34 protein-coding genes are annotated in these 26486 nt (G+C 67.4%); 11 read left to right on the forward strand and 23 right to left on the reverse strand.

Translation table 11 applies throughout. The features are described 5' to 3' along the window. Positions 1–29: 29 nt before the first annotated feature. The 14 genes from terL to LGR69_RS11490 form a co-directional block, all read right to left on the reverse strand. Entirely contained in the window at positions 30–1643 is a 1614-nt protein-coding gene (terL, locus tag LGR69_RS11425; RefSeq protein WP_307354645.1) for a phage terminase large subunit, read from the reverse strand. A 91-nt stretch (positions 1644–1734) separates the two neighbouring features. Next, the gene (locus tag LGR69_RS11430) at positions 1735–2178 is read right to left on the reverse strand and encodes a hypothetical protein (protein ID WP_230366104.1); all 444 of its coding nucleotides are present in this window, start codon (positions 2176–2178) and stop codon (positions 1735–1737) included. Then, complete coding sequence (locus LGR69_RS11435; RefSeq protein WP_442412710.1) at positions 2171–3292, reverse strand: DNA methyltransferase; 1122 nt, start codon at positions 3290–3292, stop codon at positions 2171–2173. The genes LGR69_RS11430 and LGR69_RS11435 overlap by 8 nt, the downstream gene beginning before the upstream one ends. Before the next feature lie 436 nt (positions 3293–3728). Next, positions 3729–4301: a transcription termination/antitermination protein NusG gene (gene nusG / locus LGR69_RS11440; protein ID WP_230366106.1), complete on the reverse strand. Its 573-nt coding sequence runs from the start codon at positions 4299–4301 to the stop codon at positions 3729–3731. Beyond that, on the reverse strand, positions 4298–4612 hold the full coding sequence (locus tag LGR69_RS11445; RefSeq protein WP_230366107.1) for a hypothetical protein: 315 nt from the start codon (positions 4610–4612) through the stop codon (positions 4298–4300). The genes nusG and LGR69_RS11445 overlap by 4 nt, the downstream gene beginning before the upstream one ends. Then, entirely contained in the window at positions 4612–5592 is a 981-nt protein-coding gene (locus LGR69_RS11450) for a hypothetical protein (protein ID WP_230366108.1), read from the reverse strand. Before LGR69_RS11450 ends, LGR69_RS11445 begins: the two co-directional genes overlap by 1 nt. Then, positions 5592–7070: a DnaB-like helicase C-terminal domain-containing protein gene (locus LGR69_RS11455; protein ID WP_230366109.1), complete on the reverse strand. Its 1479-nt coding sequence runs from the start codon at positions 7068–7070 to the stop codon at positions 5592–5594. The genes LGR69_RS11450 and LGR69_RS11455 overlap by 1 nt, the downstream gene beginning before the upstream one ends. Next, complete coding sequence (locus tag LGR69_RS11460) at positions 7067–7267, reverse strand: hypothetical protein (protein ID WP_230366110.1); 201 nt, start codon at positions 7265–7267, stop codon at positions 7067–7069. Before LGR69_RS11460 ends, LGR69_RS11455 begins: the two co-directional genes overlap by 4 nt. A gap of 4 nt (positions 7268–7271) precedes the next feature. Next, positions 7272–7907 (reverse strand): MT-A70 family methyltransferase, encoded by a 636-nt coding sequence (locus LGR69_RS11465; protein ID WP_230366111.1) that lies wholly within the window; start codon positions 7905–7907, stop codon positions 7272–7274. Continuing rightward, a complete protein-coding gene (locus tag LGR69_RS11470) occupies positions 7904–8455 on the reverse strand; it encodes a hypothetical protein (RefSeq protein WP_230366112.1) in 552 nt (183 codons plus the stop codon). The genes LGR69_RS11465 and LGR69_RS11470 overlap by 4 nt, the downstream gene beginning before the upstream one ends. A gap of 10 nt (positions 8456–8465) precedes the next feature. Next, positions 8466–9026 (reverse strand): hypothetical protein, encoded by a 561-nt coding sequence (locus LGR69_RS11475; RefSeq protein WP_230366113.1) that lies wholly within the window; start codon positions 9024–9026, stop codon positions 8466–8468. A gap of 76 nt (positions 9027–9102) precedes the next feature. Continuing rightward, positions 9103–9399, reverse strand: coding sequence for a hypothetical protein (locus tag LGR69_RS11480; protein WP_230366114.1), 297 nt, complete (start codon positions 9397–9399; stop codon positions 9103–9105). Next, entirely contained in the window at positions 9396–9767 is a 372-nt protein-coding gene (locus tag LGR69_RS11485) for a hypothetical protein (protein WP_230366115.1), read from the reverse strand. Before LGR69_RS11485 ends, LGR69_RS11480 begins: the two co-directional genes overlap by 4 nt. 355 nt (positions 9768–10122) lie before the next feature. After that, a complete protein-coding gene (locus tag LGR69_RS11490; protein ID WP_122159769.1) occupies positions 10123–10356 on the reverse strand; it encodes a LuxR C-terminal-related transcriptional regulator in 234 nt (77 codons plus the stop codon). Between the two features lie 218 nt (positions 10357–10574). Here LGR69_RS11490 and LGR69_RS11495 point away from each other — a divergent pair, with 218 nt between their 5' ends. Next, the gene (locus tag LGR69_RS11495; RefSeq protein WP_163005967.1) at positions 10575–10811 is read left to right on the forward strand and encodes a hypothetical protein; all 237 of its coding nucleotides are present in this window, start codon (positions 10575–10577) and stop codon (positions 10809–10811) included. Positions 10812–10840: 29 nt separating this feature from the next. On the opposite strand, the gene LGR69_RS11500 is transcribed toward LGR69_RS11495, so the two are convergent. Then, on the reverse strand, positions 10841–11170 hold the full coding sequence (locus LGR69_RS11500) for a hypothetical protein (RefSeq protein WP_230366116.1): 330 nt from the start codon (positions 11168–11170) through the stop codon (positions 10841–10843). A gap of 87 nt (positions 11171–11257) precedes the next feature. Here LGR69_RS11500 and LGR69_RS11505 point away from each other — a divergent pair, with 87 nt between their 5' ends. Next, complete coding sequence (locus LGR69_RS11505) at positions 11258–11563, forward strand: helix-turn-helix domain-containing protein (protein WP_230366117.1); 306 nt, start codon at positions 11258–11260, stop codon at positions 11561–11563. A gap of 2 nt (positions 11564–11565) precedes the next feature. On the opposite strand, the gene LGR69_RS11510 is transcribed toward LGR69_RS11505, so the two are convergent. Beyond that, on the reverse strand, positions 11566–11772 hold the full coding sequence (locus LGR69_RS11510; RefSeq protein WP_163005970.1) for a hypothetical protein: 207 nt from the start codon (positions 11770–11772) through the stop codon (positions 11566–11568). A 296-nt stretch (positions 11773–12068) separates the two neighbouring features. Between LGR69_RS11510 and LGR69_RS11515 the strand changes: the two genes are divergently transcribed. The 7 genes from LGR69_RS11515 to LGR69_RS11545 all read left to right on the forward strand — a co-directional run bounded on the left by LGR69_RS11515 (position 12069) and on the right by LGR69_RS11545 (position 16959). Further along, a complete protein-coding gene (locus LGR69_RS11515) occupies positions 12069–12287 on the forward strand; it encodes a hypothetical protein (protein WP_163005971.1) in 219 nt (72 codons plus the stop codon). Then, positions 12284–12583 carry a hypothetical protein gene (locus tag LGR69_RS11520; protein WP_230366118.1) on the forward strand — a complete coding sequence of 100 codons (300 nt, stop codon included), beginning with the start codon at positions 12284–12286 and terminating at the stop codon, positions 12581–12583. The genes LGR69_RS11515 and LGR69_RS11520 overlap by 4 nt, the downstream gene beginning before the upstream one ends. Further along, the gene (locus LGR69_RS11525) at positions 12580–12741 is read left to right on the forward strand and encodes a hypothetical protein (RefSeq protein WP_163005972.1); all 162 of its coding nucleotides are present in this window, start codon (positions 12580–12582) and stop codon (positions 12739–12741) included. The genes LGR69_RS11520 and LGR69_RS11525 overlap by 4 nt, the downstream gene beginning before the upstream one ends. Then, positions 12738–13076, forward strand: coding sequence for a hypothetical protein (locus LGR69_RS11530; protein ID WP_230366119.1), 339 nt, complete (start codon positions 12738–12740; stop codon positions 13074–13076). Before LGR69_RS11525 ends, LGR69_RS11530 begins: the two co-directional genes overlap by 4 nt. Before the next feature lie 5 nt (positions 13077–13081). Beyond that, positions 13082–14164 (forward strand): PD-(D/E)XK nuclease-like domain-containing protein, encoded by a 1083-nt coding sequence (locus LGR69_RS11535; RefSeq protein ID WP_230366120.1) that lies wholly within the window; start codon positions 13082–13084, stop codon positions 14162–14164. Positions 14165–14207: 43 nt separating this feature from the next. Then, a complete protein-coding gene (locus LGR69_RS11540) occupies positions 14208–15368 on the forward strand; it encodes a hypothetical protein (RefSeq protein WP_230366121.1) in 1161 nt (386 codons plus the stop codon). 382 nt (positions 15369–15750) lie between these two features. After that, entirely contained in the window at positions 15751–16959 is a 1209-nt protein-coding gene (locus LGR69_RS11545; RefSeq protein ID WP_230366122.1) for a tyrosine-type recombinase/integrase, read from the forward strand. 75 nt (positions 16960–17034) lie between these two features. Here the strand turns inward: LGR69_RS11545 and LGR69_RS11550 are convergent, their stop codons facing one another. The 3 genes from LGR69_RS11550 to LGR69_RS11560 form a co-directional block, all read right to left on the reverse strand. Then, the gene (locus LGR69_RS11550) at positions 17035–17352 is read right to left on the reverse strand and encodes a hypothetical protein (RefSeq protein ID WP_230366123.1); all 318 of its coding nucleotides are present in this window, start codon (positions 17350–17352) and stop codon (positions 17035–17037) included. Between the two features lie 62 nt (positions 17353–17414). Beyond that, a complete protein-coding gene (locus LGR69_RS11555) occupies positions 17415–18650 on the reverse strand; it encodes a DUF3095 domain-containing protein (RefSeq protein WP_230366124.1) in 1236 nt (411 codons plus the stop codon). Between the two features lie 356 nt (positions 18651–19006). Continuing rightward, positions 19007–19321 (reverse strand): hypothetical protein, encoded by a 315-nt coding sequence (locus LGR69_RS11560; protein ID WP_230366125.1) that lies wholly within the window; start codon positions 19319–19321, stop codon positions 19007–19009. Positions 19322–19931: 610 nt separating this feature from the next. On the opposite strand from LGR69_RS11560, the gene LGR69_RS11565 reads away from it, so the two are divergent. After that, positions 19932–21545: a GMC family oxidoreductase gene (locus LGR69_RS11565; protein ID WP_230366126.1), complete on the forward strand. Its 1614-nt coding sequence runs from the start codon at positions 19932–19934 to the stop codon at positions 21543–21545. Between the two features lie 106 nt (positions 21546–21651). Further along, a complete protein-coding gene (locus LGR69_RS11570; RefSeq protein ID WP_230366127.1) occupies positions 21652–22524 on the forward strand; it encodes an SAM-dependent methyltransferase in 873 nt (290 codons plus the stop codon). 474 nt (positions 22525–22998) lie between these two features. Here the strand turns inward: LGR69_RS11570 and LGR69_RS11575 are convergent, their stop codons facing one another. The 4 genes from LGR69_RS11575 to LGR69_RS11590 all read right to left on the reverse strand — a co-directional run bounded on the left by LGR69_RS11575 (position 22999) and on the right by LGR69_RS11590 (position 25868). Continuing rightward, positions 22999–23904 (reverse strand): sigma-70 family RNA polymerase sigma factor, encoded by a 906-nt coding sequence (locus tag LGR69_RS11575; protein ID WP_230366234.1) that lies wholly within the window; start codon positions 23902–23904, stop codon positions 22999–23001. A 92-nt stretch (positions 23905–23996) separates the two neighbouring features. Beyond that, positions 23997–24413: a cupin domain-containing protein gene (locus tag LGR69_RS11580; protein ID WP_230366128.1), complete on the reverse strand. Its 417-nt coding sequence runs from the start codon at positions 24411–24413 to the stop codon at positions 23997–23999. Between the two features lie 41 nt (positions 24414–24454). Beyond that, positions 24455–25204 (reverse strand): SDR family oxidoreductase, encoded by a 750-nt coding sequence (locus LGR69_RS11585; RefSeq protein ID WP_230366129.1) that lies wholly within the window; start codon positions 25202–25204, stop codon positions 24455–24457. Positions 25205–25412: 208 nt separating this feature from the next. After that, positions 25413–25868: a carboxymuconolactone decarboxylase family protein gene (locus LGR69_RS11590; RefSeq protein ID WP_091864824.1), complete on the reverse strand. Its 456-nt coding sequence runs from the start codon at positions 25866–25868 to the stop codon at positions 25413–25415. Between the last annotated feature and the right edge of the window lie 618 nt (positions 25869–26486).

Below are 26486 nucleotides of genomic sequence, written 5' to 3' on the forward strand. Positions count from 1 at the left end.
CCGCAGATGGCAATCTTGCAGCTTACAGCTTAGGCTGTTTTCGGCGCTTTACTGAAGCCGGCTGCAAGGAGCGGTGCAGCGTCGCCCTCGAGGACCGCGATGCGTCCGCAAGTATCAGGCGTGTAGCTCGCACCCGACTGACCGATCACCATTCCCGTGCCAGCAGGCGCCAACAGCTCGATCGTGAAGCGTGCGAAGCCGCCGCTCGGCATGGACCACCCGTGGCGCGGCCCTTCTGGAGCCGGGCTCACTGCGATCTGCCGGCGGTAGAACTCGATCAGCCCCTCGCCCGGCAGCACGCCGGCCAGCTCGTTGAACGCGTCGGCGGCCGCGTCCACCTGATCGTCGTGGCTGCCGGCCGGGAACATGCCGACCTCATCGAGAAAGGTGTCGTTCCAGGGGCCGCGGAGCAAGACCACGTTGCCGACCTCGACCTGGCTGGCGAGCGGCTTGGCGCGCACCTCCTTCGATCCGGTCGGGGCCACCGCGCTGACGATGAAGCCGGCGAGCGCCGTGACGTAATCCTCCGCCTGCGCGATGCCGGCCTGTCCCGCGTCCTTCGGGATGCGGATGCCGACCGCGGCGCCGTCCTGGTTCGCGGTGTTGATCAGCCGCTGCCGGACCTTGCCCGGGGTCTCGCGCACGCGGACCACGTCGGCGATGTAGAATCGCTTGTCCGCGCCGCGGCCCATCTTCACGCCGACGGTCCAGTCAGGATCGGCCCCCGGGCGCTTCTTCGTGCCGGCGAAATCCCAGCCGCGCACCCACTTCTCGATCGGGGGCAGGGCGTCGACGATCCCGAAATCCGCCCGGTCGAACAGGCCGCCCGCTCGTGGGGCCGGCCGCTGCTGGAACTGCCCCGCCACGGCGTAGGCCCCGAGCGGGATTTTGTCCCGCTCCACCACGGCCCGGGGAAACCGCTCGGGGAACAGCAGTTCGCCGTCCACCGTGCGCGGATCGGCGAAGATCGGCGTCCGGCAGGCGCGCTCGGCTTCGAACTCCATCGGCAGCATCAGGTGGACGTAGCCGAGGCCCAGCCGGAGGATCTGGCCCGACACGTCGCGCTCGTGCAGGCGCTGCATGATCACCACGATGGCCGAGCGGGCCGGGTCGTTGAGCCGGGTCGTGACCGATTCCCGGAAGACGCGCAGGGTCCGCTCGCGCTCCGGCTCGCTCTCGGCGGTCTCGGTCGAATGCGGATCGTCGATGATCACCCGGTCGCCGCGCCCCGCGGTCAGCGAGGTGAACGGCATGCCCTCGCGCGAGCCGGTCGCAGTGTTGGCGAACGAGATCTCGCCGGAGCGGGACAGCACGATCTCAGGCCAGAGTGCCCGATACCATTCGCTCGACACCAGGTCGCGCATGCGCCGCGCGTCGCGCTTGACGAAGTCCTCCTTGTACGAGGTGGTCAGGTACCGCAGGCCCGCGAGCCCGCACGGGCCCCACTCCCAGGCCGGCCAGAACACCGAGACGATGAGCGACTTCATCGTGCCCGGCGGGATGTTGATCAGCAGCCGGTTCTCCAGGCCTAGCGCCAGGAAACGCCCGTGAGTGATCGCCTCGAGATGGGCGCAGACCGCGTCGATGTGCCAGCCGTGCACGTAGGGCTGGTTCGGCTCCAGGACGTGCCACGCCTCACGCACGAAGCCCGCCAGCGTGGCGCAGCGGGCGCGGATGCGCTCGGCATCCTCTGCGATCCGAGCGCTCTCAACTTCGCTAGCCCGGCGACACCGCTCAGCCCGAACCTGTTCCAGGAGTGTCGCCGGCGGCAAGCGCAGCGAGGATGGGTTCAAGCGCGGCAAGTTGCTCATCCGTCGCCTTGGATAAGTCGACGTGCTGGATCGGACCGCCGTTGGCCCCGGCTATCTCATGCGATTGCGGCGGCTCTTTCCATCGCATGCGGGTCTTCGCCCAGAATATCGCAGCCGTGATGGCTTGCGGGCCGTCGCCGATCGCCTTCCTGAACAGGCTCTCGGCGACCTTAGCGTTGGCTTTCGTAATGCCCTGATCGAGCTCATCGCGGTAATGCTTCAGCAGCGTAGGCTTACTGATGCCGACTACGCGGGCAATCTCATGCTCCGGAATGCCGTAGCCGGACAAAGCCTCAACCTCGCGCCGACTTTTGTCTGTCGGCACATGCGATGGCCGGCCACCGGGATCCTTCGGATCGTCAGTCATTTCGTCGGCCTCTCACGCGTGCCTCGACGCGTGCGAACGTTTCATCCGTCCCAGCGAGAGTTGCTTCTTGGCCTGTAAAGGCCTGCCAGCGGAGCACGGCAACATCGACGTAGGCGGGATTGAGTTCGATAGCGTGGCAGGCCCGGCCAGTCATTTCGGCAGCTATGACCGTGGTACCGGAGCCGCAGAAGGGCTCGTAAACGGCCTGCCCCGGCGAGGAGTTGTTTTCGATCGGACGCTTCATGCATTCGACGGGCTTTTGCGTGCTGTGTCCCGTCTCAGATTTGCTATGGCTGATCTCCCACAGCGTGGTCTGCTTCCGGTCGCCTGCCCAATGCCCCTTCTTACCCCTACGAACTGCATACCAACACGGCTCGTGCTGCCAGTGGTAGTCCCCGCGCCCGATTGCGAAGCGCCCCTTCGCCCAGATGATGCTGGAGCGCAGCTGAAAATCGCTGGCGGTCAAACTCTCTGCGACGAGCGGCGAAAACAGACTTGCATGCCAAACATATGCAACATCACCTGGGAATAGAGCCCAGGCCTGACGCCAATCTGCGTTGTCATCGTTAAGCACACGTCCGACAGCTCGCCCAGCTATGGTCGAGCCGTCTGCCCGCATCCGCTTGTTGCGCCAGTCCGCGTCGTATTCCACGCCATATGGCGGGTCCGTCACCATCAGGAGCGGCTTCACGCCAGCGAGCACTCGTGTGACATCCTCCGGAGACGTGCTGTCGCCGCACAGGACCCGATGACGACCGAGATTCCAAAGGTCTCCACGCTGGGAAACCGCTTTTGCGGGCGCCTCAGGTACGTCGTCTGGATCGATCAGTCCTGCTTTGCGCTCGGCCAGCACATCGGCGATCGTCTCGACCGAGAAGCCCGTCAGCGCGAGATCAAAGTCGAGCTCTTGGAGCGCGCCGAATTCGCCGCGCAGCAAATCTCGATCCCAGTCGGCGTTGGCCGCCAGCTGATTGTCGGCGATGACGTAGGCTCGGCGCTGCGCCTCGTTCCAGCCCCGGGCGACCATGACGGGCACGTCCGAGATCCCGAGCTTGACCGCCGCAAGTACCCGACCGTGCCCGGATATGATGCCGCTCTCCTCATCGACCAGCACGGGGACAGTCCATCCCCACTCCCCGATTGACGCGGCGATTTGATCAATCTGCTCGTCGGAGTGTGTCCGGGCGTTGCGAGCGTAAGGTACGAGTGTCGAAACCGACCTGCGCTCAACTCGGTCTGCCGGCCAGCTTTTCATAAGGACAAGAAACCCTTGTCATGCATCGCGGCAGTGCGCGAACACCGATTCGATCAAACACTTCGAGGGAAAAGCAAATTTCAGTAGCGTTTCGGCACGAGCCCCCACCGCGGTGAGCACCTGTCGCGTCACCCGGGCCGGCAGGCGCACCCTCGCTGGAGTGCAGCTCACGTTCCGGTCATCCGCCGCCGAATAGATTTTCGGACCGGCCGCGGGTCAAGCGTTGCAGCACCGGAGGAGACAATCCGTCTCCCGGTAGGCTGTGTGCAACTTGCTCCCGGCGCGGCGCCGATCGTCACGCCGCGCCGAGCCAGGCCGGGTCAAACTCCACTGGCGTCTCCCGGCCGAAGATCGCCACGTCGGCCTTGATCCGCCCGGTGGCCAGGATCTCGCGCACCGTGGCCATGAAGCCCACGAACGGCCCGTGGATGACGGGGCGCATCTCCTCGATCCGGAAGAGCGCGGCGGCCGAGAGCTTCTCGGTGCGGGTATTGCCGGTGACCCGGTCAGCCAGCGCCTGGAGCCAATCCGCGGGCATCTCCAGCGGTCCCTCGACGCCGAGAATGTCGATCACCTGCGGGGTATCGTGCAGCGTGGCGGTCCAGCGCCGGGCATGGACCTCCTGGTCCAGGCCGGCGAACAGGTAGCCCGGGAAGAACGGGTGCCGGCCCTCGACCTTGCGCCCTCGGCGCACGGTCACCGCGCTAAATCGAGGCACCCACACGTCGACCTGCTCGGCACGCAGGGTTTCCTCGCAGCGCTCCTCGCTTGCCGTCACCACCTGCAGGACGAACCACACCCGGGCAGGATTGATGATGCGGCGCGCCTCCAGCCGCATTTGCGGGTCGTTGCCGCGCTTCCGGCTCATCGGTCGACCTCGACGACGAGGGTCAGCGAATCGCGGCTCGGTCGGGTCGGCGGCGCGTGCGGCAGCACCACCTGCGCTGCCGCCCCGTCCGCCACGGCGGAATCGACTGAAGCTCGCCCTGACGCCTCGTAGACCCAGGCAAGGTGCTCCGGGCACCACGCGGTCGGCTTGCCGGCTTTCCAGGCCACGGGCGCGCCGCAGAACCGGTGCGCGTCGGGCCGGGCGGTGTGCGGAGTGCAGGCGAACCGGCATTGGCCCTCGACGAGCTCGGCGATCCGGTAGGTGCCGGCCTGCGATGCGGGGCGGTCCATCACGCAGCCTCCAGCAGCAGGCGGGGCGGGATCCGGCATCCGGGCTGGCCCGGCGGCGGTCCGAACACGCCCTCGATCCAGGTGCCGGGATCGCGCCGGAACCTATCGATCACCGACCGCAGGAACGCCTCGGGATGGCGCCCGCTGACGCCGAGGTCGACGAGATCATCCGGATCGGGGCGGGACGCCGGGACCGCGGCGAGACCCTGCGCGGTGCGGACCTGGCGCTGGGCCGCGACGCGCTCGGCGACGGTGTTGGCCAGCAGCGACCATGTCCGGATCGGCGTCCGGCGGCTCGCGGCGAGGTCGAGCAGCGCCGGGACGATCTCGGCCTCAAGGTCGAGCCCATCCGCCACCAGCCGGGCCATCGGGCCGACGACCGGGTCCTGGACCCAGTCCCGGGGCAGGGCCTCGCGGCAGCGGCGCTCGATCCGGTCGAAGTTTTCCCGGCTGTTCCACGGCGGCGGCGCGGCGGCGACGGATCCATCGGGCCGGGCTGTTTCCGCGACGGGCGCGGCCTTGTGCCGGGTCGGCGCCTCGCGCGCGGGCGCACGCGGGGGTGAGCCGCCGCCGCCGAAGGATTCTCCTCTCCCTTCCTTTTCCTTTTCCCTTCCTACGTCGAACGTTCCGGGATCGTTCGGCGAATGCGGGTCCGGCGGATCGGGGGTCAGCGGCTTCTGCGGCTTGTCGATGCGCTGGTGATGCCAGCCCGTGACAGCCAAAAACTCTTTCCCGTCAATCGCATAGAACCGGATCAGGCCGTTCGCTGACAATTCTTGGAGCATTCCGAGAACGTCCGACGCCGTGATGTCGTCCGATGGCAGGATCTGAGCCTTGATCCGCTTGGGCGACACCGCCATCCGGCCGGCGTCATCGCAGAAATTCCACAGCCCGATGAACAGCAGGCGCGCCATCGGCGAGCATTCCATGACCTGCTCGGAGGTCCAAAATTCCGGTTTGATCGTGCGGATTCGGGCCATCAGAAGCCCCCTCTCGTCGTCTGGGCGATGGCGGAATGGGCCATGTCGCACCACAGGTGCAGCGTCGGCGTCGGGCCCGCGCGGTTCTTGCCGAGGATGAGTTCCAGGCTGTTCTGCTTGTCGATCAGCCGTGCGCCCGTCTCGGGATCGTTGGTCGCCTTGAACTTCCGCTCGAGATAGACGGCCTCGCGATAGACCAGCAGCACCGCGTCGGCGTCCTGCTCAAGCTCACCGGAATCCCGCAGGTCTTCCTTGCCGGGACGGCGGTCGAGCCGGGCCTCCTTGTCCACCTCGCGGTTGAGCTGGGCGAGCAGCACCACGCAGATATCCTCGGCCTTGGCGAGCTGCTTCAGGCCCCCGGAAATCTCGCCGATCTCCAGGACGCGCTGGCCCTGGTAGCGGTCGGAGGCGCTGATGAACTTGAGATAATCGATGAACACGACGCCGAGGCGGACGCCGATCCGGGCGAGCTTGCGCTTCTGGGCCTTCACCCCGAACGCGATCTGCGCCATCGACACGGGCGAATGGTATTCGACGTGGAGGTGTAGCCGGGCGAACCGCTTCTCCGCCTCCTCCAGCCGCCAGATCTCCTCGTCGTCGAGGTCGCGCCCGGCCATGATCCGGCCGAACGGCAACGGGTGGCCGGGGCGATAGGCGAGGTCGGCGAGGTAGCGAGCCCATTGCTGCTCGGGGGTCACCTCGGCCTGGAAGACGAGCACCCCGGCTTCGCGTGCGGCCTGGCGGGACAGCGTGGTCATCGCGACCGTCTTCCCCATGCCGGGGCGCCCGGCCAGGATCCACAGCTCCCCGCGTTGGAACCCCCCGTTCGTAGCCCGGTCGAGCTCGACGAGGCCGGACGGGATCGCGGTCGTGGCGATTAAGCCATCGCGCAGGCCGCGCACGCGCTCCAGCATCCAGGCGCCGCCCTCCGCGGCTGAGCGGCCGTCGAGATGGCTGGCGGGGACGGCAGCGCGCAGATCGAGCAGCGCTTCCTCGGTCCGCTCGATCAGCGCGGCCGGCGCGTCGTCGAGGGAGGCCTGGCAGGCACGCTCGGCCAGGTCCTCGCCCACGGCGATCAGTCGGCGGCGCAGGGCGAGATCGTGAATCGTCCGGCCGTAGGCCCCGGCATTGATGACCGTGGTGGCGTCGGCCGCCAGCCGGGCGAGATACTGCGTCACCGTCTGGCCGCCGAAATCGGCGTCGCCCAGATAGGTCTTCATCGTGATCGGGGTGGCGACCGTGCCGGCTCGGATCAGGGACGCCGCCACCGAGAAGATCTTCTGGTGGGCCTCCTCCGTGAAGTGCTCGGCCAGGAGGAAGTCCGACACCCGGTAGTAGGCGTCGTTGTTCACCAGGATGGCGCCGAGCAGCGCCTGCTCCGCATCGATGCTGTGCGGGATCGCGCGCGGCTCGGCGTGACCGCTGCTCAGCCTCCGCTGCAGCGCGCTCGACAGCTGGACGACCTCGCGACCGCTCATGCCGCACGTCTCCGCAGGCGGGCGGGCAGCATCCGCTCGGGCAGCAGCACGGCGGTGCGCTCGATGCTCGGCGCGAGCTCGGTGCCGTCGGCGTGGAAGGCGCAGGCGATCGCGCCGACGCGCTCGCCGGCGCAGAGGCAGGCTTCGCGGGATCCGCGGCAGAGGATGCGCCCGTCGGGGACGATGACCCAGCTCATGCGCCTACTCCGCGGCCATGAGGATGGGCGCCGTGGGCGCGGGCGGATCGAACTTCGTCGCCTCGTTGCCCCAGACCGTCCAGCCGGGGCGGGATTCGCGACCGAAGATCTCGAGATACGGGCCGGCGCAGAACCGCTCGACGCGGCGGTAGAATGTGTCGGGCTTCCGGCTATGCTCCCGCGCCGATTCCAGAATTACCTCGTGGACGTCGCGCGCGAGGCGCTGCGGTGAACCCCGCCGGAAGAGAAGACAGTCTTCCGCATTCTTCCGGGTCGTGAAGCCCGTTCCCATGAAGAGCTTCTCGGGATGGACGAACATCGGCTGCTGATCGCCGCGCTCGGTCTTCACCCAAACGAAGGCGCGTCCGGAGTGCCGGAAGCCCCAGGCCCGTCCGATCTCGTCCGGGGCTAGGCGTGTGCGGGAACCCGGCGGCCGGTAGGCCTTCGGCGATGTGTGCCATAGGAACAGGAAGCAGCCGTCCGGGTGTGCGAGGTCCGCGACCGGGAGGGCTGCGATCTCGTGGTCCGACATCCGCCGGTAATGCTGCGGTCTGCCCTTCACGCCGCCCGAGAACGTCCAGGGAGGATCGATCGCGATGGCGCGGTAATGCCGGTGCGGAAGGTCGGCGAACGGGCTCATGCCGCGCGAGCCCCGGTAGACAGCGGGTCGACCGAGGGCATCACGCCGGGCGCCCATTTCTCGCAGGCCCACCACAGCAGGGCGCCGGCATCGGCGCAGTCGAGATTGGGCGGCGCCCAACCGAGCGCCTCGCACGTCGCCTTGGCCCGGCGCTTGGCCTCCTCGCTGCCCAGGTTGCCTCGGCCGAGGAACGCCTTGCGCACCGTCGTCACATTGCCGGTGATCGCCATGACGCCGCGGCGGCGGGCGAAGCCGCCGATCACCTTGCACAGGGCGTAGGCCTGAAGGATCGTGCCGACGTTGCTCCCGCCCGTGGAATCGCGCTGGAGCGGTGCCTCGATCACGAGGCGGACCTGGCTCAGGTCGGGCTCGAGGTAGAGCCGATCCGCGATCCAGCCCACGGCACGGGCGTCCGCGTCGAAGAAGTCGTCGTCGGCCTTGCCGAAGGCGACGTGCGCGAACCGCGGCACCTCGCCCGGCCGGGCCTCGGCGATGCCGGTGCAGCGCTTCGACACGTCGAGCGCGATGATCAGGCCGGAGTAGGACACGGTCCCGGGCCTAATGGACCGCCTTGAGCGGTCGGAGGCCGGTGGCGAGTTGCGCGGCGCCGTTGTCGGCCGCCCCGTCGGTGCTCACCGCCGCGTTCAGCGCATCGTCGCCCGCGCGCTTCCGCCGTCCCTTGCCGTCCCGCTTGTCGCCATCCTTGCCCTCGAATTCCAGCCGGAAGGCTTCCCTGTCCTTCTGGTCGGTCCTGCGGATGTCGCTGTCGAAGGTCTCGCCGGTCACCGCCCGGCCGAGCGGGGTATCTGCCAAGTCGCCGAGCGCGTGGCGGATCTGGTCGAACGATTCCTGGTCGTCGGCCTCCAGGTCCTCGCGCAGTTTCGCAAGCTTGCGCTCGCCCGCCCGGACCTTGATCACCGTCTTCAGGGCGCGCTTCGGGATGCCCCAGGCCGCCTTGGCCTCGTCGACGATCGCCTTCACGTCCTCGGCGATCACGGCGCATTCGGCCATGTAGGCCATGTGCGCGCGCTCTTTCTTCTGGTGCAGAGCTTCGATCCGGGTGACGCACTCTCTGGTGCGGTCTGGATTCGGGCGGTTGCCGTGCTGGGCTGCGCTCATGACCGCTCTCCCATGGTCTGGTCCTGCTTGCTGGATCGAAGGCGGCGATCGGCCGCCGCCGCGTCGGCGTGGCGCGTCAGCAGCCCTCGCGCGCGAATGAGGGCAGCGGATCCCGCCGCGGTACGCAGGGGCTCTCGCCTTCGAGGGCCGCCGCGAAGGCGACGTTGGCGTGCGTGGCATGGGCGACCTCGCGCAGGTGCTGCAGAGCGTCGAGATCAAGCGCGAGCTCGATCGACCGTGCGCCGGCGACGAGGATCAGCAAGGTGGCCTCGCCGATACCTGGCCCCTCGGCCATCGTGACGGTCAGCAGGGTCCGACCGGCGGCGTCGCGCTGCACCAGACCGGCGCCAGTGAGTTCGACGCGGGCCGTCACAGCGACGCCCCGGCGGTGAGGGCTGCGTGAAGGGCCTGAGCCTGGGCTAGAAGCCGAGAAGCCCTGCGAACCAGCGCCGGATCTTCCGACCTGCCCAGGCCGCGAGCGCACTCCAGCTCGCGGGTGAGGGCCGCGATTTCATGCTCGATGTCCTCGATCGCGTATCGGGTCAGGCCGGCGCGCAGGTCGCCGTCCAGCTTCTTCAGCCGCCCGCGCAGCAAGTTGTACAGCGTCCCGGGTGTCCAGCCGAAGGCCTCGGCCACACGGTCGCGCGCCGCTTCCCAGGTCAAGCCCGTGCGATCGACATGCCGCCTCACGCAGTTGCGCGCGAGGGTTTCGGCGGCGTCGAGATAGAGGGTCGGGCTCAAGCGCCGCCTCCCTGGATGTGATGTCCCGCGGTTCTGGATGCGCATGCCGGATGCCCCATGCTGAATGACAGGCGGCTCGGCGGCGGAGGCCGGAGATGCGGGAGGGCTGTGGGAGACGCAGGCGGAAGAACACCCCGGCCGACGGCTTGGCGGCAGGACGGCGGAGGTGCGGAGCCGGCCGGAGCGTGACAGCCCCGGCCGTGGATTGCGGAGATGGGCAGGCGGGCATGCGGCTCGGGGGGGCTCCGAACGCGGGGCGCCAGACGCGTTGGCGGCGGGACGATTGCCCCGAACGGTGGCGTCGCCTCCGCCTCGATGCGGCGACAGGCGTGGGAGGCGTGCTGCGCGGCAGCCATCACGTCGGCTCCAGACCGAGCCGGCGGGCCAGCAGCACCAGCGGGCGGCGGCTCTGGAGCGTCGTGATCCCGGCCTTGTTCCGAATGCGGCGCAGGTGGCGCCCGACGCTCTGGCGGCAGAGCCCGAGCTCGGTCGCAATCTCCTTCTCGGCGAGGCCGCCGACAGCGCGACGCAGCACCGCAACCTCGACTGCAGTGAGGTTCGGCACGCCGGTCGTGGCCGGCCCCATCATGCCCCCCTCCGGAGAGGACACGCGGGCGGTACCGTCGAGCCCATGCCAACAGCGATCGAGGCGGCTATTCCAGCCAATGGAACAAGCGGGTGGAACGGAAGCGCCTGGGTCTCGCGCTTCGCTTGTAACAACGAGGCCGGGTACGCTCCGGCCCTTGAAGCGACGGGCCGGGTACGCTCAACTTCGGGGGCAGGACGTATGCCGACGGAATGGGTTCGATGTCGAAGAAAACAGAGATCCACGCGCTGGCCGGATTCCAACTGGTTCCCCTGCCGGGACCGGGCGGGCCTTACGTGATTTTGACCACAGGATGTCGGCCCGAGCACTCGAAGACGCCGGACGATTGTTTGCTTCACACGATCGGGATGCGCGTGAAGCAGGCGCGCGACTTGGCTGCCGGCTTGTTGAAGGTCGCCGATACCGCCGAGGAGATGGACGCTGGCTCTTCGACCTGAGGTCTGGAAAGGCGAAGGATCTTGAACCATCACGCAGCTGCCTCCTGAACGGCTGCGGGCGCCATGTCGTACAGAGGCTCCAGCGACCGAAAAGCATCTTCGGGTTGGAGGCCGGCCGGAGCGTTGCCTGCTCGATCGGCGATCATTCCCCAGAGGTGAGGCGAAGCCCCCCTTCCACGCCGTTTGAGGGCCCGGTTGAGCGCCAGGAATGTCTCGGCGGGAAACCGGCCTCGTGCGGCCTCGCGCCAGTTCGATACCGTCTTGGGTTTGGCTCCAACGATGTCGCCCGTCGGACCATTGCCACCGAGAAAATCGATGACCTCGTCGGTCGTCCTGAAAGAGGGAAACAGATCGGTCATGACGCGCAAAATGTCCACGTATCGTGGACGAGTCAAGTCCACAAAACGTTTGTAGCCACAGAACGTGGACAGACGCATTGTCATCGCATGCCGGAGAGATCAGAGCTGCCAGAAAGCCAGGAGTCGATCGGGCGCCGACTGCGCGAGACGCGCGAGGCGTTCAACCTATCGCCGCGCGAATTCTACGAGGTTGTAGGCTTCTCAAAGACGCAACTAGAAAATTACGAGGCCGGCCGACGGCTCATGAAACCAGCCATGGCCGTGTTGGTGATCAATGCCTTTCCAGCAGCCAAGCTAGATTTTAATTGGCTTTACCACGGGGATCTGGCCGGCACTTCGCACGACTTCGCCACGCGCATTATTGCGCGTCGCAGATCGGAACGCGCGGCTTAAGATCAGCGAACGATCTTCAGTTCCCCCTTTTTAGGCCCAGCGGCCTGCTCACAATCGGCCACGTGAAGATAATTTTCGACAAGCCAACGCGTATGCTCAATAATAGCCAAGGCTTGTGATCGGTCGCGCGGCAACTGCATAGCTAATTGCATGCCCAGCGCTTTGATATTATAGCCGGATTGACTATTGTGTCCTTTTTTATCCGACATGCCGCAGCCCCCGGTAAGCCGGATATGTTAGTTTGTCTTAAAGAGCTGCGCCAGAGGGACTACTCACAACTAACAAAGAACAAATCAAGAACATAGAAAAGTCCACGATACGTGGACAAATCCGTTGTTATGTCCACGAATCGTGGATATGCTCCATCATCACCTCAAGGGATGGAGCCACAGATGCCAGCCACCCTCGATTCGAGCCCACCGCCTTACTCAACGACGCTAGCGCTCGCCAAGGCGTCCGAAACTCAAACCGATCCACGCCGGCCCTTCTCCGAGGGGCGTTGATCATGGCGAGCCTCGATCTCCCCGCCGGCTACCGCGTGAAGCGGACGAGCACCGGCTACGCTGCGCACAGCCCCTATGGCCTGATCCGCGATGACTGCGACTGCGAGGCGGAGGCGATCTTCGCCGCCCAGGACCACGCGGATTCTCTCGCGCTGGAGGAGGCCGACGAGTTGGCGGCCATCGCGGATCTCGAGGCCGATCTGATCCGGGAGGCCGCATGAACGCGCCACACCCGATTCGCTCCCAACCGAAGAGCAGCCTCGCCGCCGCCACGCAGCTGGCCGGCCTGATCGTCCCGCGCACCGACAGCGACGCGGACATCGCCGTGATCGCCGAGCACCATGGGCATTCCGCCACGGACGAGCACCTGATGGCGCGCGTCTTCCGGCGGTTTGGCTGGCGGATGCTGACCGCGGAAGCCCTGGCCATGCTCGCCCGCGATTACGAGGCGCACGCCCGGACGCGCGAGCGGATGGACGCCGAGAACCGGGCGCTGGCCGCCGGGAGGCGCCCGTGATCCCGCTCGCGCTCTGGTTCAGCGCCTGGGCCGCCGGTTTCCGGTTCTGGGCCGACGCGCTCACGCCGCCGCGGCACCTGCCCGCCTCGGTCATCGACATCCGCGAGGGGCACGCGATCCGCGCCCGCCGCGCCCGCGCGCTGGAGCGCCGACCATGATCGTCCCCGCCACCCATGAGCTGCCCGTGCAGACCCCCAACACGTTCGCGCGCCGCCTGACACTTCTGGGCAGGCCAGGGCCGTACCGATCCAGCCTCACGACCTCCGGCGTCGTCGACGACCGCGACGGCCACATGCTCGCGATGATCTCGCCCGAGATCCTGGGCGCGCCGGCGCGCCAGGAGGCAGCCGAGATCGCGGCCCTGGCGCTGAACCGGCTCTGCGGCTTCCCGGCCGTCGAGGACCGGCTCGATCCGGCGCACCTCGCGGCAGCGCAGGCCGAGAGCGCACGGTTCGCGGAGCAGGCCGGCGGGCTAGCCGAGGCAGGGGAGTGAGCGCCATGGACGCGGTCACCCCTGCCAGCCTCGCTTCCGTCGGCGAGATATCGGATGGAATCCATTTCGGTCTCGACGAGGCGGTGTACCACGCGGATCCGGCCCTCGGCTCGACCGACCTGAAGCAGCTCGCGGCCGAGCCGGCGGCCTACTGGTTCGGCTCCGCGCTCAATCCCGGCAGGCCCGAGGAGGTCGAGGAGGCGGCGCACCGGATCGTCGGCCGGGCGGTGCACAAGTTCGTGCTGGAGGGCCCGCAGGCCTTCCACGCGCGGTTCGAGCGCCATCCCGAGGGCGATGACCTCCTCGTCACTGCCGACCAGCTCGGCGCCTGGCTGAAGGATCATGGCGAGAAGGCACCGGCAACGAAGGCCGCGCGCGTCGAGCTGATCCGCGCGCTGTGCGAAACCGATGGCGTCGAGCCGCCCCGGATCCTCGATCACCTGCTCAGGGAGGCTGCGGAGGCCGGCCGGACCCTGCTCAAGGGGGCGGATTTCGACCGGATCGTCCAGGCCGGCGGCGCGGTGCTCGACAACCCGCATCTCGCCGGATCCTTCCACGGCGGCCAGCCCGAGGTCTCGGTCTTCTGGACCGAGACGGTCGACGGCGAGCCGGTGCGCCGGAAGGCCCGGTTCGACTACCTGAAACCCCGCGCCGTGGTCGACCTGAAATCCACCCGCCCGCGCGACGGTCTGCCGTTCGTCGCCTCGTGTCGGCGCGCGCTGGGCGAGTGGAATTACCCGACCCAGGCCGCCGCCTACCTGCAGGGCCGTACCCGGCTGGCCGCGCTCGTTGCCGAGGGGCGGGTCTTCGGGGATCACGACCCGGCCTGGCTCGCCCGGGTCGCAGCCGCCGAGCAATACGCCTTCGTCTTCATCTTCTGGGCGTCGGTCGGCGCGCCGCTCACCTGGGGCGGGGTCATGTCGCCGGGCAACCCGGTGCTGGACATCGGCGCCGAATACGTCCGCCGCGCCCTGGAGAACTACGTCGGCGCCCGCCGCGCGCACGGAGTCTCCGCGCCCTGGATCACCCATCAGCCGCTCGAGGAGATCGAGCTCGATCACCTGCCTCGGTGGTTCGGCGCGGCTTGAGCCGCGGCCGCGTCCCGCCCGCACCCAACCCGGAGACACCATCATGGACGGCGAGATCATCACGCAGGACGGCGAGGTCCTGGAGCCCGGCGCGGTGGCCGCGCTGGACAGCGGCACGGTCGCCGCGATGTCGAGGGCCGAGATCACCGCGCAGGTCGAGACCGCGCGCCGGTATCCGCGCTCGGTCACCCGGGCGAGCAAGAACATCAACTCGCTGGCGACCCTCGACGACCAGGCGGCCCAGGAATGCATCTACGCCCTGCCGCGCGGCGGTAGGCCGATCCGTGGCCCATCGATCCGGCTGGCCGAGATCGTGGCGCAGCAATGGGGGAACAACCGGGTCGCGACCCGGGTGATCGAGGTCGATCGCCGCGAGAAGGTGATCGTGGCCGAAGCGGTCTTCCACGATCTGGAGACGAACGCCGCCGTGAAGGCGACGGTCCGCCGCCGCATCAGCGACCGTCAAGGCCGGCTCCTGAACGACGACATGATCGTCGTCACCGGCAACGCGGCGTCTTCGATCGCACGCCGCAACGCCATCCTGGCCGGGGTGCCGAAGGGCATCTGGCGCCGCGCCTACGAGGCGGCCGAGGGCGTGGTGAAGGGCGACGTGAAGACTTTGGCCGAGCGCCGGGCCGGCTCGATCAAGGCGTTCGGCACCTGGGGCGTGAAGCCCGAACAGATCTTCGCCGCGCTCGGCGTCGTCGGCGAGGACGAGATCACGCTGGAGCACATCCCGACCCTGATCGGCATGTTCCAGGCGATCAAGAACGGAGAGGAGACGGTCGAGAGCCTGTTCATCAACCGCGCCGCGCAGGCCGGCAAGGCGTTCGACAAGGTCTCCGACCCGCTCAACGATGGCGACACGCAGGCCGGCCCGCAGGTCGCTGCCGGGAAGACGGAGGCCGCGAACCCCGATCACGGCGAAACCGGAGATACCGCAGGTGAGGGCGCCGAGGCCGAGCCCGATCGGTCCAATCCGGTGCCGGAGGCGGCATCGGGGGCGGCCGACGGGGCGGCGCAGGACAAGACCACCATCGACCCGTCGCATCCGGACTACGACCGTGGATTCCGCGACGGCGAGGCCGGCACCAAGAAGTGCCTCAGCGAGGAGATCAAGGCGGATCCGGCCCGGTACGCCACCTGGCGGGCCGGGCATCGCGACGGCACCGCGGCCCGCGTACGTGAAGAGGCCGAAGCATGATGTCTCGCCCGAACCAAGCCGCTGCCGCCACCTCGATGGCGTCGAGCTCAACGGCATGCCGGAGGCGCGATCGTGACCGGTAAGCGGCTCGTTCACGAGCATCATCCTCGTCGGTCGAATGCGGCGCACGACGTGATGGCAGATCTGATCCGTGCGAAGGCACAAGGCTGAAAAGCGGGGAGGGGGCGATGGCGCGTGAACTTCTCGCAAGCGCTGCCGATTTGGTTCGTGAATTTGGCTTCACGGAACGACACTGGATTCGACAAGCTGCGGCTGGAAGAATCCCGGGTGCTCGACAGCCTTTCGGTCCGCGATCATCTTGGGTGTTCGATCTGCGTGCCGTGCGTCAGTGGTGGGATGCTTCGACGAGGACGGTGCCAGAATGGCCGACATCTACCTCCGCGGCAAAACGTGGTGGGGCCGGATCCAGAAGAACGGCCAGGACATCCGCGAATCCCTCGGAACACGATCTGAGAGCGTTGCTCGCCAACGTCTTGCAGTCTGGCTCGCCGACCTTGAGGCCCAGGCGTGGGGTGGGAAGCCGCGGCTGACCTTGAACGCCGTCATCGCGGCATTCATCACCGAGCATGGCCCGTCGCTGCGCCCAAGCACGCTCCGCCGCTACGGCGTGTCGATCAACTGGCTGAACGAGCACTTTAAAGGCAGGCTGCTTCTCGAACTGCGCGCCAAGGACCTGAAGGACTTCGAGACCGCCCGGCGCACGGCCGGCGCGTCGGCGCCGACGGTCCGGCGCGACCTCGCGTGCCTGTCGACGATCTTCGGCTTCGCGATCGAGAACGAGTGGGCCGACATCAACCCGGTCATCCCGTTCCTCAAGCAGCGGTCGAAGCGCGGCCTGCGAGAAGCGCCACCGCGCACCCGGTATCTCAGCCGTGCCGAGGAGGCGCGATTGCTCGAATCGTCGGTGCCCTACGTGCGCGACGCCATCCTGTTCGCGATCTACACCGGCCTGCGCCAGGAGGAGCAGTTCTCGCTCACCTGGCCGCAGATCGACCTGGCGCAAAAGCAACTCACCGTCTCGGCCGAGACCGCGAAGGGCAAGCGAGAGCGCACGGTGATCCTGCTGCAGCCCGCCCTCGACGTGCTCGCCCGGATGCCGCGACACATGAAGAGCGCGTTCGTCTTCCACCACGGCGCCGCGACGACGAAGCGAGGGCAGCGCCGAGCGGCGGCCGTAGAGCGGCCCGAGCGCAACGACGGCGAGCGATTCAATCACCTGGACCGGGGCATGCGCCGAGCCGCTGTGCGCGCGAAGGTGAAGGACCTGCGCTGGCACGATCTGCGTCGGACCCACGGCTGCCGGTTGCTTCAGGAGGAGAAGTGGTCGCTGGAGATGGTGCGTGACCAGCTTGGCCACCGCAGCGTCGTCCAGACCGAACGCGCCTATGCGTTCTTGGAGGTCGAGGCCCGGCGAACGGCGGCCCACGGAGCCGGCACAAATCCCGGCACAGGGGAGGGCGCCCTGATTGCGCAGGAGATCGACGCGGCTACCGGCAAGCCAATCGAAGCACAAAAGCCGGCACAGGGTCAGCGGACTGATCTGAAAAAACGAATTCGATCAGCACGTTAAGACTTGAGGCGACTGGCTTTTGGTACCGCCATTCCCAGGTTCGAATCCTGGCGCCCCAGCCAAGCCTCCGCTCAGTCAATGATCTGATTGCAGACGGCTCTCGGCCGCTTCTGCGGCGAGGCCGATTGTACGCAGCGCTGTTGCACGCGCTTGTCCACAGGACAGGGCGTTGACGATTTGTGCTACCGCTTCCCGTCGTGGGGCGGTAGACTGGTGGCGTAGGCCATCAGCAAAGATCCCGGGCCGGGAAAGCTCCAACCCGGCGAAACTGTTCGCGCCTTCGACCGGTCGCCGCTCGCAGGTATCGGCACGGATCAGGCTGGTGCCGACCGCGAAGGTTCCGCCATCGACCGAACGCTCGCAGATGCGGTGCGGCATAGGGATCTTGAACACCGCTCGCGGTCGGCCGTCCCCCCCTGCGCTACATCCGGCAGCAGCCACGCTTCACAGCCGCCTCACGGGCTGGTCGGCCCCACGGCCCCGACACGTGCCGCCCGAGCCTTCAGCCGTGCGGCGGCCGCGGCGTAGCCTCCGCCAGCGCCATCGATGAAGTGCATGTGCCCGCTGCTCGGAACCGGAGGGCTGATGCAGGTCAACTGCGCAGCCGATTGCCGTTCCAGACCGAAATGGCAGATCCCCTGTGCCTCTGCAGCGGCGAGCTGCGCCTCCAGCCGATCCGCGAAGGCCTCGGTGCAGTCCAGGGTCATCCGCAGCGCGTCATCGTATTTGCGGAAGTCCGTATTCCCGACGATCTCGTGCCGAAACGCGGCGGGATCGAACGCGCCTAGCCGCAAGCCTGTGCGATAGAGCAGGTATTCCGGAATTGAGCGTGCCGCGAGGCGGAGCTTGCGCCAGAGGCGGCTCTTACGAGGGCCCGGCATGGCGCGCAGTTCGAGATCCAGCCCCATCCACGGTCCGTGCATCTGCGGTCCATCGTCCTGCATCGGACGTGCGACCTCGGCACTGATCTCCAGGCTGTGCAGGATCTCTTGCACGAGTTGCCGGAAGGCCGGCGCATCGCCGCTGTGCTGCGGCACGAGCATGAGCGAGAGCATCAATGCGTGGCGGGGACGGATCTCCTGCCAGCGGCAGGAGAGGCCGGTCAGGTCAGGCTGGCTGCCGGGCTCGGCCGGTACGACGGCATAGTCGCCGGCCTTCATGGCGGCTTCTGCCCAGGGCAGACCGCCTCCGCTGAACATCGCATAGGAAACGTGAGCACTGGGCGCGTAGCGGGCTACGCGCACGTCGAGCCCGCGATCGCGCACGGCTAAGACCGGCAGGAGAGCGGTGCGCAGCTCGAGGTGCAGCGCCTCCCGGACCCAGACGGCCGTTGCCGCCAGCGCTTCTCGAGCAATATCAACGTCTTCCGGGCCAATGGCGAAGCTTGCCCCATCGCCGCCGAAGACGAAGGGAAACTCGCGCCGGCCGAGAGCATTGGAGACGGCCGCGATGATGGCTGCGCCGGCCGCATTCACCGCCTTGTAGCGGCCCAGCCCGATCTGCTGCTGGGAGCCGACGACATCGGCCACACCAAGCCACCACGTCGTGGGCAGCGGCCGATAGAGGACTGGATCCATGAGGCTGGAGAAGGTGGTGAATCGCGGCAGGCTCTCGTAGAAATCAGGAGGCGTGTGGTGCTTGGCGGGTTCGACCTGCCGAGCTGCATCCGCCGGTTTCCGCGTCGCCGCCATCGCCCTGCTCCCCGGCGCAGACTCCGGCCGCGTGACGCGCCCGGATCCCGGCACTGACATCATCCTCGGTGGAACCACCATCACCACGGTCACGTGCACGCCTACAAGCGAACGCGCGACGGCGGCGACACACTCGCGACCGCTCCGCGCAGGCGCGAGCGACACCTCTAACGCGGTTGCGGTTCCAGTTTCGATATTCGCGCGGCGTCTTCGGGACGAATGGGGCGGGGGTGCCGTCACCAGTCCGTCGTCACAGCAAGCGGTGGTGTGCCGAGGTGGGCCAACCGGCCGCCGCTGCGTGTGCAGCGGCGGCCGGTCTCTGGCCGAGGGCTCAATGAGCCGAGACGAAAGCTCCGTCAGCTGCAGACGCGCTCGTGTCCGAAGAACAAAGGGTTGTAGACGAAGCGGCAATCCCCGAAATCCGAGCTGAGGAAGTAGCGGCCTGCGGGATAATCCCAGTTGAACCCGCCGAAGCGCCGACGGAATCCACGGTGGTGGAAGTATCGATGGTGGCCAAATCCGCCGTACCCGAATCCGCGATGGCCAAATCCGCCCTGATGGCCGAAGCCGCCGTGACCGAACCCGCGGGCGTCGGCGCTGGCAGCACCGCAGGCTAGTGTCGCGAGCGCGAGACCTGCGACCATCATCGTCTTCGTCGAAATCGTCTTCATCGTGCTTCTCCCTGTTGGGGTGACAGCACTCTGCGCCCGACGATGGCCGGTCGCTGTGATCCCGGTCACAGAGAGCCGGACGCCCGGCGTGGCGCGGGATCGACGGCAGCGGCGCAGGTTCACGCTTCAACCAAAGCTCGACGGGTTGGAACCGGCCGCGGATGGCCACCGTCCGCCGCGCGCCGAAGAGGCCGCCCGGCTCAGCGATACCGGCAGCCGTCAGGAGATCGGCGCTGACGGCGCGGCGGGTTACCCACGGGATCGTGGAACGTTGTGAGGCGGGCGCGGGTGGGGCCGGGCCGAGGCGCTCACGCGTCGGACCGGTGAAGCCGGTGAGATCGATGAAGCGCACCGGGATCGCGCGCGTGAGGGGCGCAGCCAGATAGGTCGGGTCTGTAACGCATTCGGGGGCGGCTGCGAACAGGCCCTCGTCAACGTCAGCCAATACTTCCTGTGTGACGACGATCACAGTCACGCAAGCCGAAGGCATGGAACATCCACCCGAAGTCCCGCGGCTCACGAGCTGCGTCGCGGGCTCCGCAGTGATGCCGGGAGAAACCGTGCTGTTCCTCAGCAACGGCCGCGCGGCAGAAGAAGGACTCTATATATCGTGAGCCAGTCTCGTCTCGAAGATCGCGATTCCTCGCGGCGCGCGCAGGAGAACCAGCACCGCTTGGTCGCGGAGCTGCGGTCGCAATACGACGTCATCATTTGCGGCGCCGGATCCTCAGGCTCGGTCGTGGCGCGGCGCCTCGCGGAGAATGCCGATCTGCGCGTGCTGCTGATCGAAGCCGGGGGCAGCGACGATGCCGAGACGGTGCTCGACCCTGCACAATGGCCGGCCAATCTGGGCAGCGAGCGGGATTGGGGATTTCAGGCGCAGCCGAACCCCCACCTGAACGGCCGTGCCCTGTCGATGGCGATGGGCAAAGGTCTCGGGGGCGGCTCCAGCATCAACGTGATGGTCTGGGCGCGCGGGCACCGCAGCGACTGGGATTACTTCGCTGCGGAGGCTGGCGATGCCGGGTGGAGTTACGACAACGTCCTCCAGATCTATCGTCGAATCGAGAACTGGCAGGGTTCGCCGGATCCCCGGTATCGCGGCGTTTCCGGACCGGTCTGGGTCCAGCCTGCTTCGGATCCCAGCCCCATCGCACACGCGATGCTCGATGCGGCCCGCGAGATCGGCATCCCCACGTTCGCGCATCCGAATGGCGTGATGATGGAGGGGCCGGGCGGCGCGTCGATCTCGGACATGCTGGTTCGCGACGGCCGGCGCCAATCGCTCTACCGGGCCTATGTCCATCCGTGGCTCGACCGCCCCAACTTGACGGTCCTCACCGACGCGACCGTGCGGCGCGTCCTGATCGAGCAGCAGCGCGCGGTCGGCGTCGAAGTGGTTCGCGCCGGGCAGATCCTGGAGATCAGAGCCCGGGCCGAGGTGGTGCTGTCGCTGGGGGCTATCCAGACGCCCAAGGTTCTGATGCATTCCGGCATCGGGGACCATGCGGAGCTGACGCGCTTCGGCATCCCGGTGATGCAGCACCTGCCGGGCGTCGGCCAGAACTTTCAGGATCATGTCTCGTTCGGATGCATCTGGGAGTATGCCGAACCCATCGCCCCCCGGAACAGCGGCAGCGAGGCGACCCTGTACTGGACGAGCCGCCCCGGGCTCGATGCGCCGGATGTGCTCTTCTGCCAGGTCGAATTTCCCGTGCCGAGCGATCGGACCGCGGCGCGCGGTGTGCCGGCGCAGGGCTGGACGATGTTCGCCGGTCTGGCGCGCCCGGCGAGCCGCGGCCGGCTTCGGCTGACGAGTGCCGATCCCTCGGTGCCGTTGGCGATCGAGGCCAACATGATGTCCGATCCCGCGGATATGGCGACGGCCGTCGCCTGCGTGGATCTGTGCCGCGCGCTGGGCAACGCACAGGCGTTTCGGCCGCATGTCCGCGGAGAGGCCATGCCGGGCGACATCAAGGGAGGCGCGCTCGAAGACTTCATCCGTGATGCCGCCGTGACGTACTGGCACCAGAGCTGCACGGCCAAGATGGGCCGCGATGCCCTGTCGGTGGTCGATGCATCGCTGAACGTCTACGGGATCGACGCTCTGCGCATCGCGGATGCTTCGATCATGCCGCGTGTGACGGCGGGAAACACGCAGGCCCCCTGCGCCATCATCGGAGAGCGGGCGGCCCAGATGATCGCCCAGGCTCACGGCCTGTGATCACCCTGCGGGTCGCGGCCCGGCATGGTTCCGAGGCTGCCGGGTCGAGTTCCTCTCCTTCAGGCGCCACGCCGCGTCGTGGTGATTATCACTCGGGCGGTCGCCAATGTCTTTCCAAGCCGTTGAACGCACGCTGCGGCAGATGGGCGATGCGGCGCGAGGCCTTGCCGCGATCGGCGCCGCCTTACGCCTGCGGCGGGAGGCGATGGAGGTTCCTCCCGAGGTCGCGCGCCGGTTGCACGACGTGGTTGCGGCCCTGGTGCCGGGGGGCCTCGGTGAGCTCGATCAGGCGCAGGTCTCCGCGTCCCTGGCGTCCGTCACGCACGCGCTGCAGGAGGCGCGGGATCTGTTGGATAGCCTGGAACGACCGGCAGTCTGGCAGGTCCGCGATCCTGCGATGTTGCAGGCCCAAGGCCAAGCCTCACGCGTCGTCGTGCGGCACTTGGCGGCCTTGGGGGCCGAGCGCCCGGCGCTCGCAGCCGCACTCTCCGGGCGCTTCCTGGATGTCGGCACGGGTGTGGGCGGTATCGCCCTCGAAGCCGCAGCGCAGTGGCCCGCGCTGCATATCGTGGGCCTGGACATCTGGGAGCCCGCTCTCGAACTGGCCCGTGCGAACGTGGCGGCAGGCCCGTTCGGCAGCCGTATCGACTTCCGCCTGCAGGATGTGACCCAGGTCGATGATCCGGCCGGCTACTCGCTGACGTGGCTCCCGGCACCCTTCCTCTCAGAGGACGCGGCTCGGACGGCGCTCGACCGTCTGACGGCTGCCCTCAAGCCGGAGGGATACCTTGTCGTCGGACTTTACGCGCCGCCTCCGGATCCGGTCGGCGCCGCGCTTGCAGCCTTGCGGCTGGTCCGCAACGGCGGCCACCTATGGGCGTGCGCTGATATGGAGGATGAACTCCGCTCCCGTGGGTTTACCGCCATCGAGACCTGTGCGGGACAGCCGGTCACGCTCGTGATGGGACGACGCGCGTAGAACGCGCTCCGTCAAGGCAGCGCATCGAGCCCGCCGGGAGCGGCCGGGTCCAGTTGCAACGCGATCAGGACCCGTGATCGAGTGACTCGCGAGGCGCTGCCGCGTCGCGCCTTCGGATGTCTTTCGAAGCCGCGATCCGGTTGATGGGGCGCACCCTGAGGCCCCTGCCTGAACCGTTTCGGGTGTCCGCTCCCGTGCGGTTGCCCCCCGAAGCGGACCGACGGTTATCGGCCAGCCTCTGCCTGCGTGTTGAGCCGACGTGAGCGTCTCAGATGGGTGGGTTTGCGATCGTCTGCTTTCGGTCGGCAGCACGCAAGAGCGGACATCGCGCCGCGTCTGCTTCCGACTGTCGACCGAAGACCAAGGAGCGGTCGGCGGCGACCTCGGCGGTTATTGCCTTCAGCTTCCAAAGGCCGTGGCGCACCCTGAGAGGCGAATGTTCGGCAAGGCGACTCGGAGGCGCCCGCTGCCTGATCACTGTGTCCGCGAGGTAGGGTCCGGTGCCACCGCGAGCGCGTGCGCGACGTGGCGGAGCTTGTCGGGATTGCGGGTAATGTAGATCGCAGCGATCCGGCCGTCCTCGATGGCGAGCGCAGTGGTTTGGAGAACGTCGCCGCGCTCGCGGCTGATATAGCCGGGCAAGCCATCGATCCAGACGGGTTCGAGCATCTGCGCCCAGCCGTGACCCCATTTGCGCCGCACACCCTCGAACATGCGCAGGAGGCGGTCCAATCCGGTGATGGGGTTGATGAAGGCCAAAACCTTGCCGCCGCCATCGGAGCGCAACACCGCGTTCGCGGCGAGAAGAGTACGCAGCGCTGCGGTGTCGCCGCTGGTGGACGCCGCGAAGAAGGCCCGCGCGATCCGCTCACCCTCTTCGCGCTCTACGGGGAAGCGCGGACGCGCAGCCTCCACGTTCCGCCGTGCCCGGACGGCGAGTTGGCGCACGGCCGCCGCCTCCCGGCCGAGCGTGTCCGCCACCTCGCCGAGCGGCACGCCGAAGACGTCGTGGAGGAGAAATGCCGCCCTCTCGAGCGGCGACAGGCGCTCCAGCGCCATCATCAGCGTCAGCGTCAGGTCATCTTTGTCGAGCCCATCCTCCTCGTTCTCGACGAGCGGCTCGGGCAGCCAAGCGCCGATGTAGGTCTCCCGGCGGGCGCGGGCCGACTTCATCTCGTCGAGGCAGAGGCGGGTAACGATGCGCGCGAGGAACGGATAGGGAGCAGCGACCTTCGTCTGGTTCACCGCCACCCAGCGCAGCCAGGCATTCTGCACGACATCCTCTGCTTCGCTGCGCGAGCCAAGCATGCGGTAGGCGATGCGCAATAGCCGCGCGCGATGGGTCTCGAAGGTCGCCGCGGCGATTTCGGCCTGCGACATGGACCGTTCCTCGCAAACGAAGCCGGTTGAGCGAATGTGGACGACCATCGGCTATCCTTGTCGCCGTGAACAGCTGAGTTCCCGCGCCGCTGCTAGGGCCGGTCCGGCGTCGTCAATACCCGGTCGGCAGTGTCCACGACGAAGACGGCGAGGAGCTTCGAGGGCTCGGCATCGCTGGCATTGGCGCTGACACCGTGGTGATCACCGGGCATCTCGACAAAGCTTTCGCCGGTGCGGAAAACTTTCTCTGGGCCGTCGTTGATCCGGCTGCGCACCGCGCCCTCGATCACTGTTGCCGTGATGAAAGCAGATGCGGCGTGGGTGTGGGACGGTGAGGATCCGCCCGGACCGTACTCGACGAGGACGCCGCGCAGGCTCTTGCCGGGAACCGAAGGCAGCGGATGGTCGAAGATCGTCGTGACGCGGGCCTCGCCCCTCACAACATCAGCCGCCATCGCAGGAGCGGCGGAGACGGTAAAGAGGGCTGCCAGCAGAACTGCTCTGAACATGGAAGGGGACTTTCTTCGTGGAAGCGGAGAAGCGCAGCGGTTCAGGCGGCAGCGAGCCAGCTCTCGAACCGCGTCGGCCCGAGCCGCGCCGCTTCCGCATGCTCGGGAACAAGCGAACCCTTGTCGAGCGCGGCGCCGAAGTAGCGCGCCGCCCTGTCGGCTAGTACCTCCCGACGGTCGCCGGTGGATGCGATCGAGCGGGCGACGAAGTCGCGGAACGGCAGGCGGTCCGGCCCGGCGATCTCGATCGTCCCGTTGCGCGGGGAAGCAAGAGCGACATCGGCGAGCGCTGCGGCGACATCGGCGGCGGCGATCGGCTGGAAGTCGACGTCGGGAACAACGATGCAGTCGCCTGCGACGGAAGCCTGGGCAATCGTCGCGACGAACTCGAAGAACTGCGTCGCCCGGACGATGGTGTAGGGAAGGCCGGAAGCCGCGATCAATCGCTCCTGCGCCACCTTCGCGAGGAAGTATCCGTTCCCCTCAAGGCGGTCCGTGCCGACGATGGATAGGGCGACGTGATGTTTCACCCCCGCCTCGCGCTCCGCGGCGAGGAGGTTGCGGCCCGAGCGCTCGAAGAAGTCGAGCACCGCCGCGTCCTCGAAGGACGGAGAGTTCGACACGTCCACAACGGCGTCGGCTCCGGAAAGAACGCCGGCCAAGCCTTCGCCCGTCAGCGCATTCACCCCGCTGCTCGGCGAAGCCGCAACGGCCTCATGTCCTTGTCGCAGCAGTTCGGCCGTCAGATGCCTGCCGACGAGGCCGCTCCCGCCAATCACCACGATCCTCATGGTACCCGTCTCCTTGTTCGAGAACGGACGGGGCGGCTCCATGCCGCTTTCAGGCGTCCGTCGAACAAATGACGAGGCGGCCTGGGCCCGATGTGACATGCCTCGGGAAAAATCAGCGACGTGAGACGTGGAACTGCCGCCGGGGATCGATTGACATCCGCGGAAGCGGGACGACGCTGGCGCCGCCCCTGACGGAGCGCAGAGCCGACTAAACCTTCGCCTGGACCGGGAGGCGGAAGGGTGCGCCGAGGCGGTTGAACGCGTTCATCGCGGCGATCGTGATCGTCAGATCGACGAGATCCTTGGCCGCAAAGACCGCGCTCGCGGCGGCATACGCCTCATCGGAGGCGTGCGTCTCACTCACCAGCGTGACTTCCTCCGCCCAGGCGAGAGCGGCGCGGTACTTTTCAGGAAACAGGTGGGGCACTTCGGCCCAGACCGGAATCAGGACGACCTTCTCAAGCGGCATCGTCTTGAGAAGGTCCTTGGTATGCAGGGCGATGCAGTACGCGCAGCCGTTGATCTGCGACACCCGCAGGAAGATGAGGTGGATCAGCTCATGGGGTAGATCGGTGCCAGTGGTGATGTAGTGGTGAATGCCATAGAGCGCTTTGGCACCCTCCGGGGCCACCTCGTTCCAGACCAGTCGCTTGATCTCGCTCATGTCTCGTCCTTGTGCTCGGAGCGCCGGAGATCGACGTTCGAAGCCATGACGAGCCAGGCAACCCGGGTGTGACATGCGATGCCGCATTCTCTGACGAAGCGGATCACCTTTCAGCCGAGAGCATCTACGTCCGCTTCCAAGCAGGCCGAGCAGGTCGATTGACGACCGACATGGGTCGGACGCGGAATGTCCGCTTCCGGGCAGGCCGCCAACGTCCACCCGTGGCGCTTTGCCGACCGCGGCTCGGTCATGGCCGAGGCTTAAAGCCGGCGTCCCTTCCTTCGATTTTCGTCTAAATGCGATGTCTCGTGGAGCAGCGGAATGCGCCCTTGGCACTGGGCGCAGGATCGTATCAACCGTCTGTACGTACGAAGCTGAAGCGCGTGCAAAATCAAGGTCTTGCCCTAAGCCTTTGGCTATGTCCGCGCTGTGTGAGAATCCTGGCACCCCGGCTAAGCCTCCGCTCAGTCATTGAACTGTTGGCATTCGGCTCTCATCCGCTCCCGCGGCGAGGCCGATTGTACGCAGCGCTGCTGCACGCGCTTGTCCACAGGACAGGGCGTTGCCACTGTGTTCTAACCTTTACCGGCGTGGGCCGGCATATCGGTGACGACGGCG

It is taken from the genome of Methylobacterium brachiatum (assembly GCF_020523825.1).
In the GTDB taxonomy this organism is placed as follows: domain Bacteria; phylum Pseudomonadota; class Alphaproteobacteria; order Rhizobiales; family Beijerinckiaceae; genus Methylobacterium; species Methylobacterium brachiatum.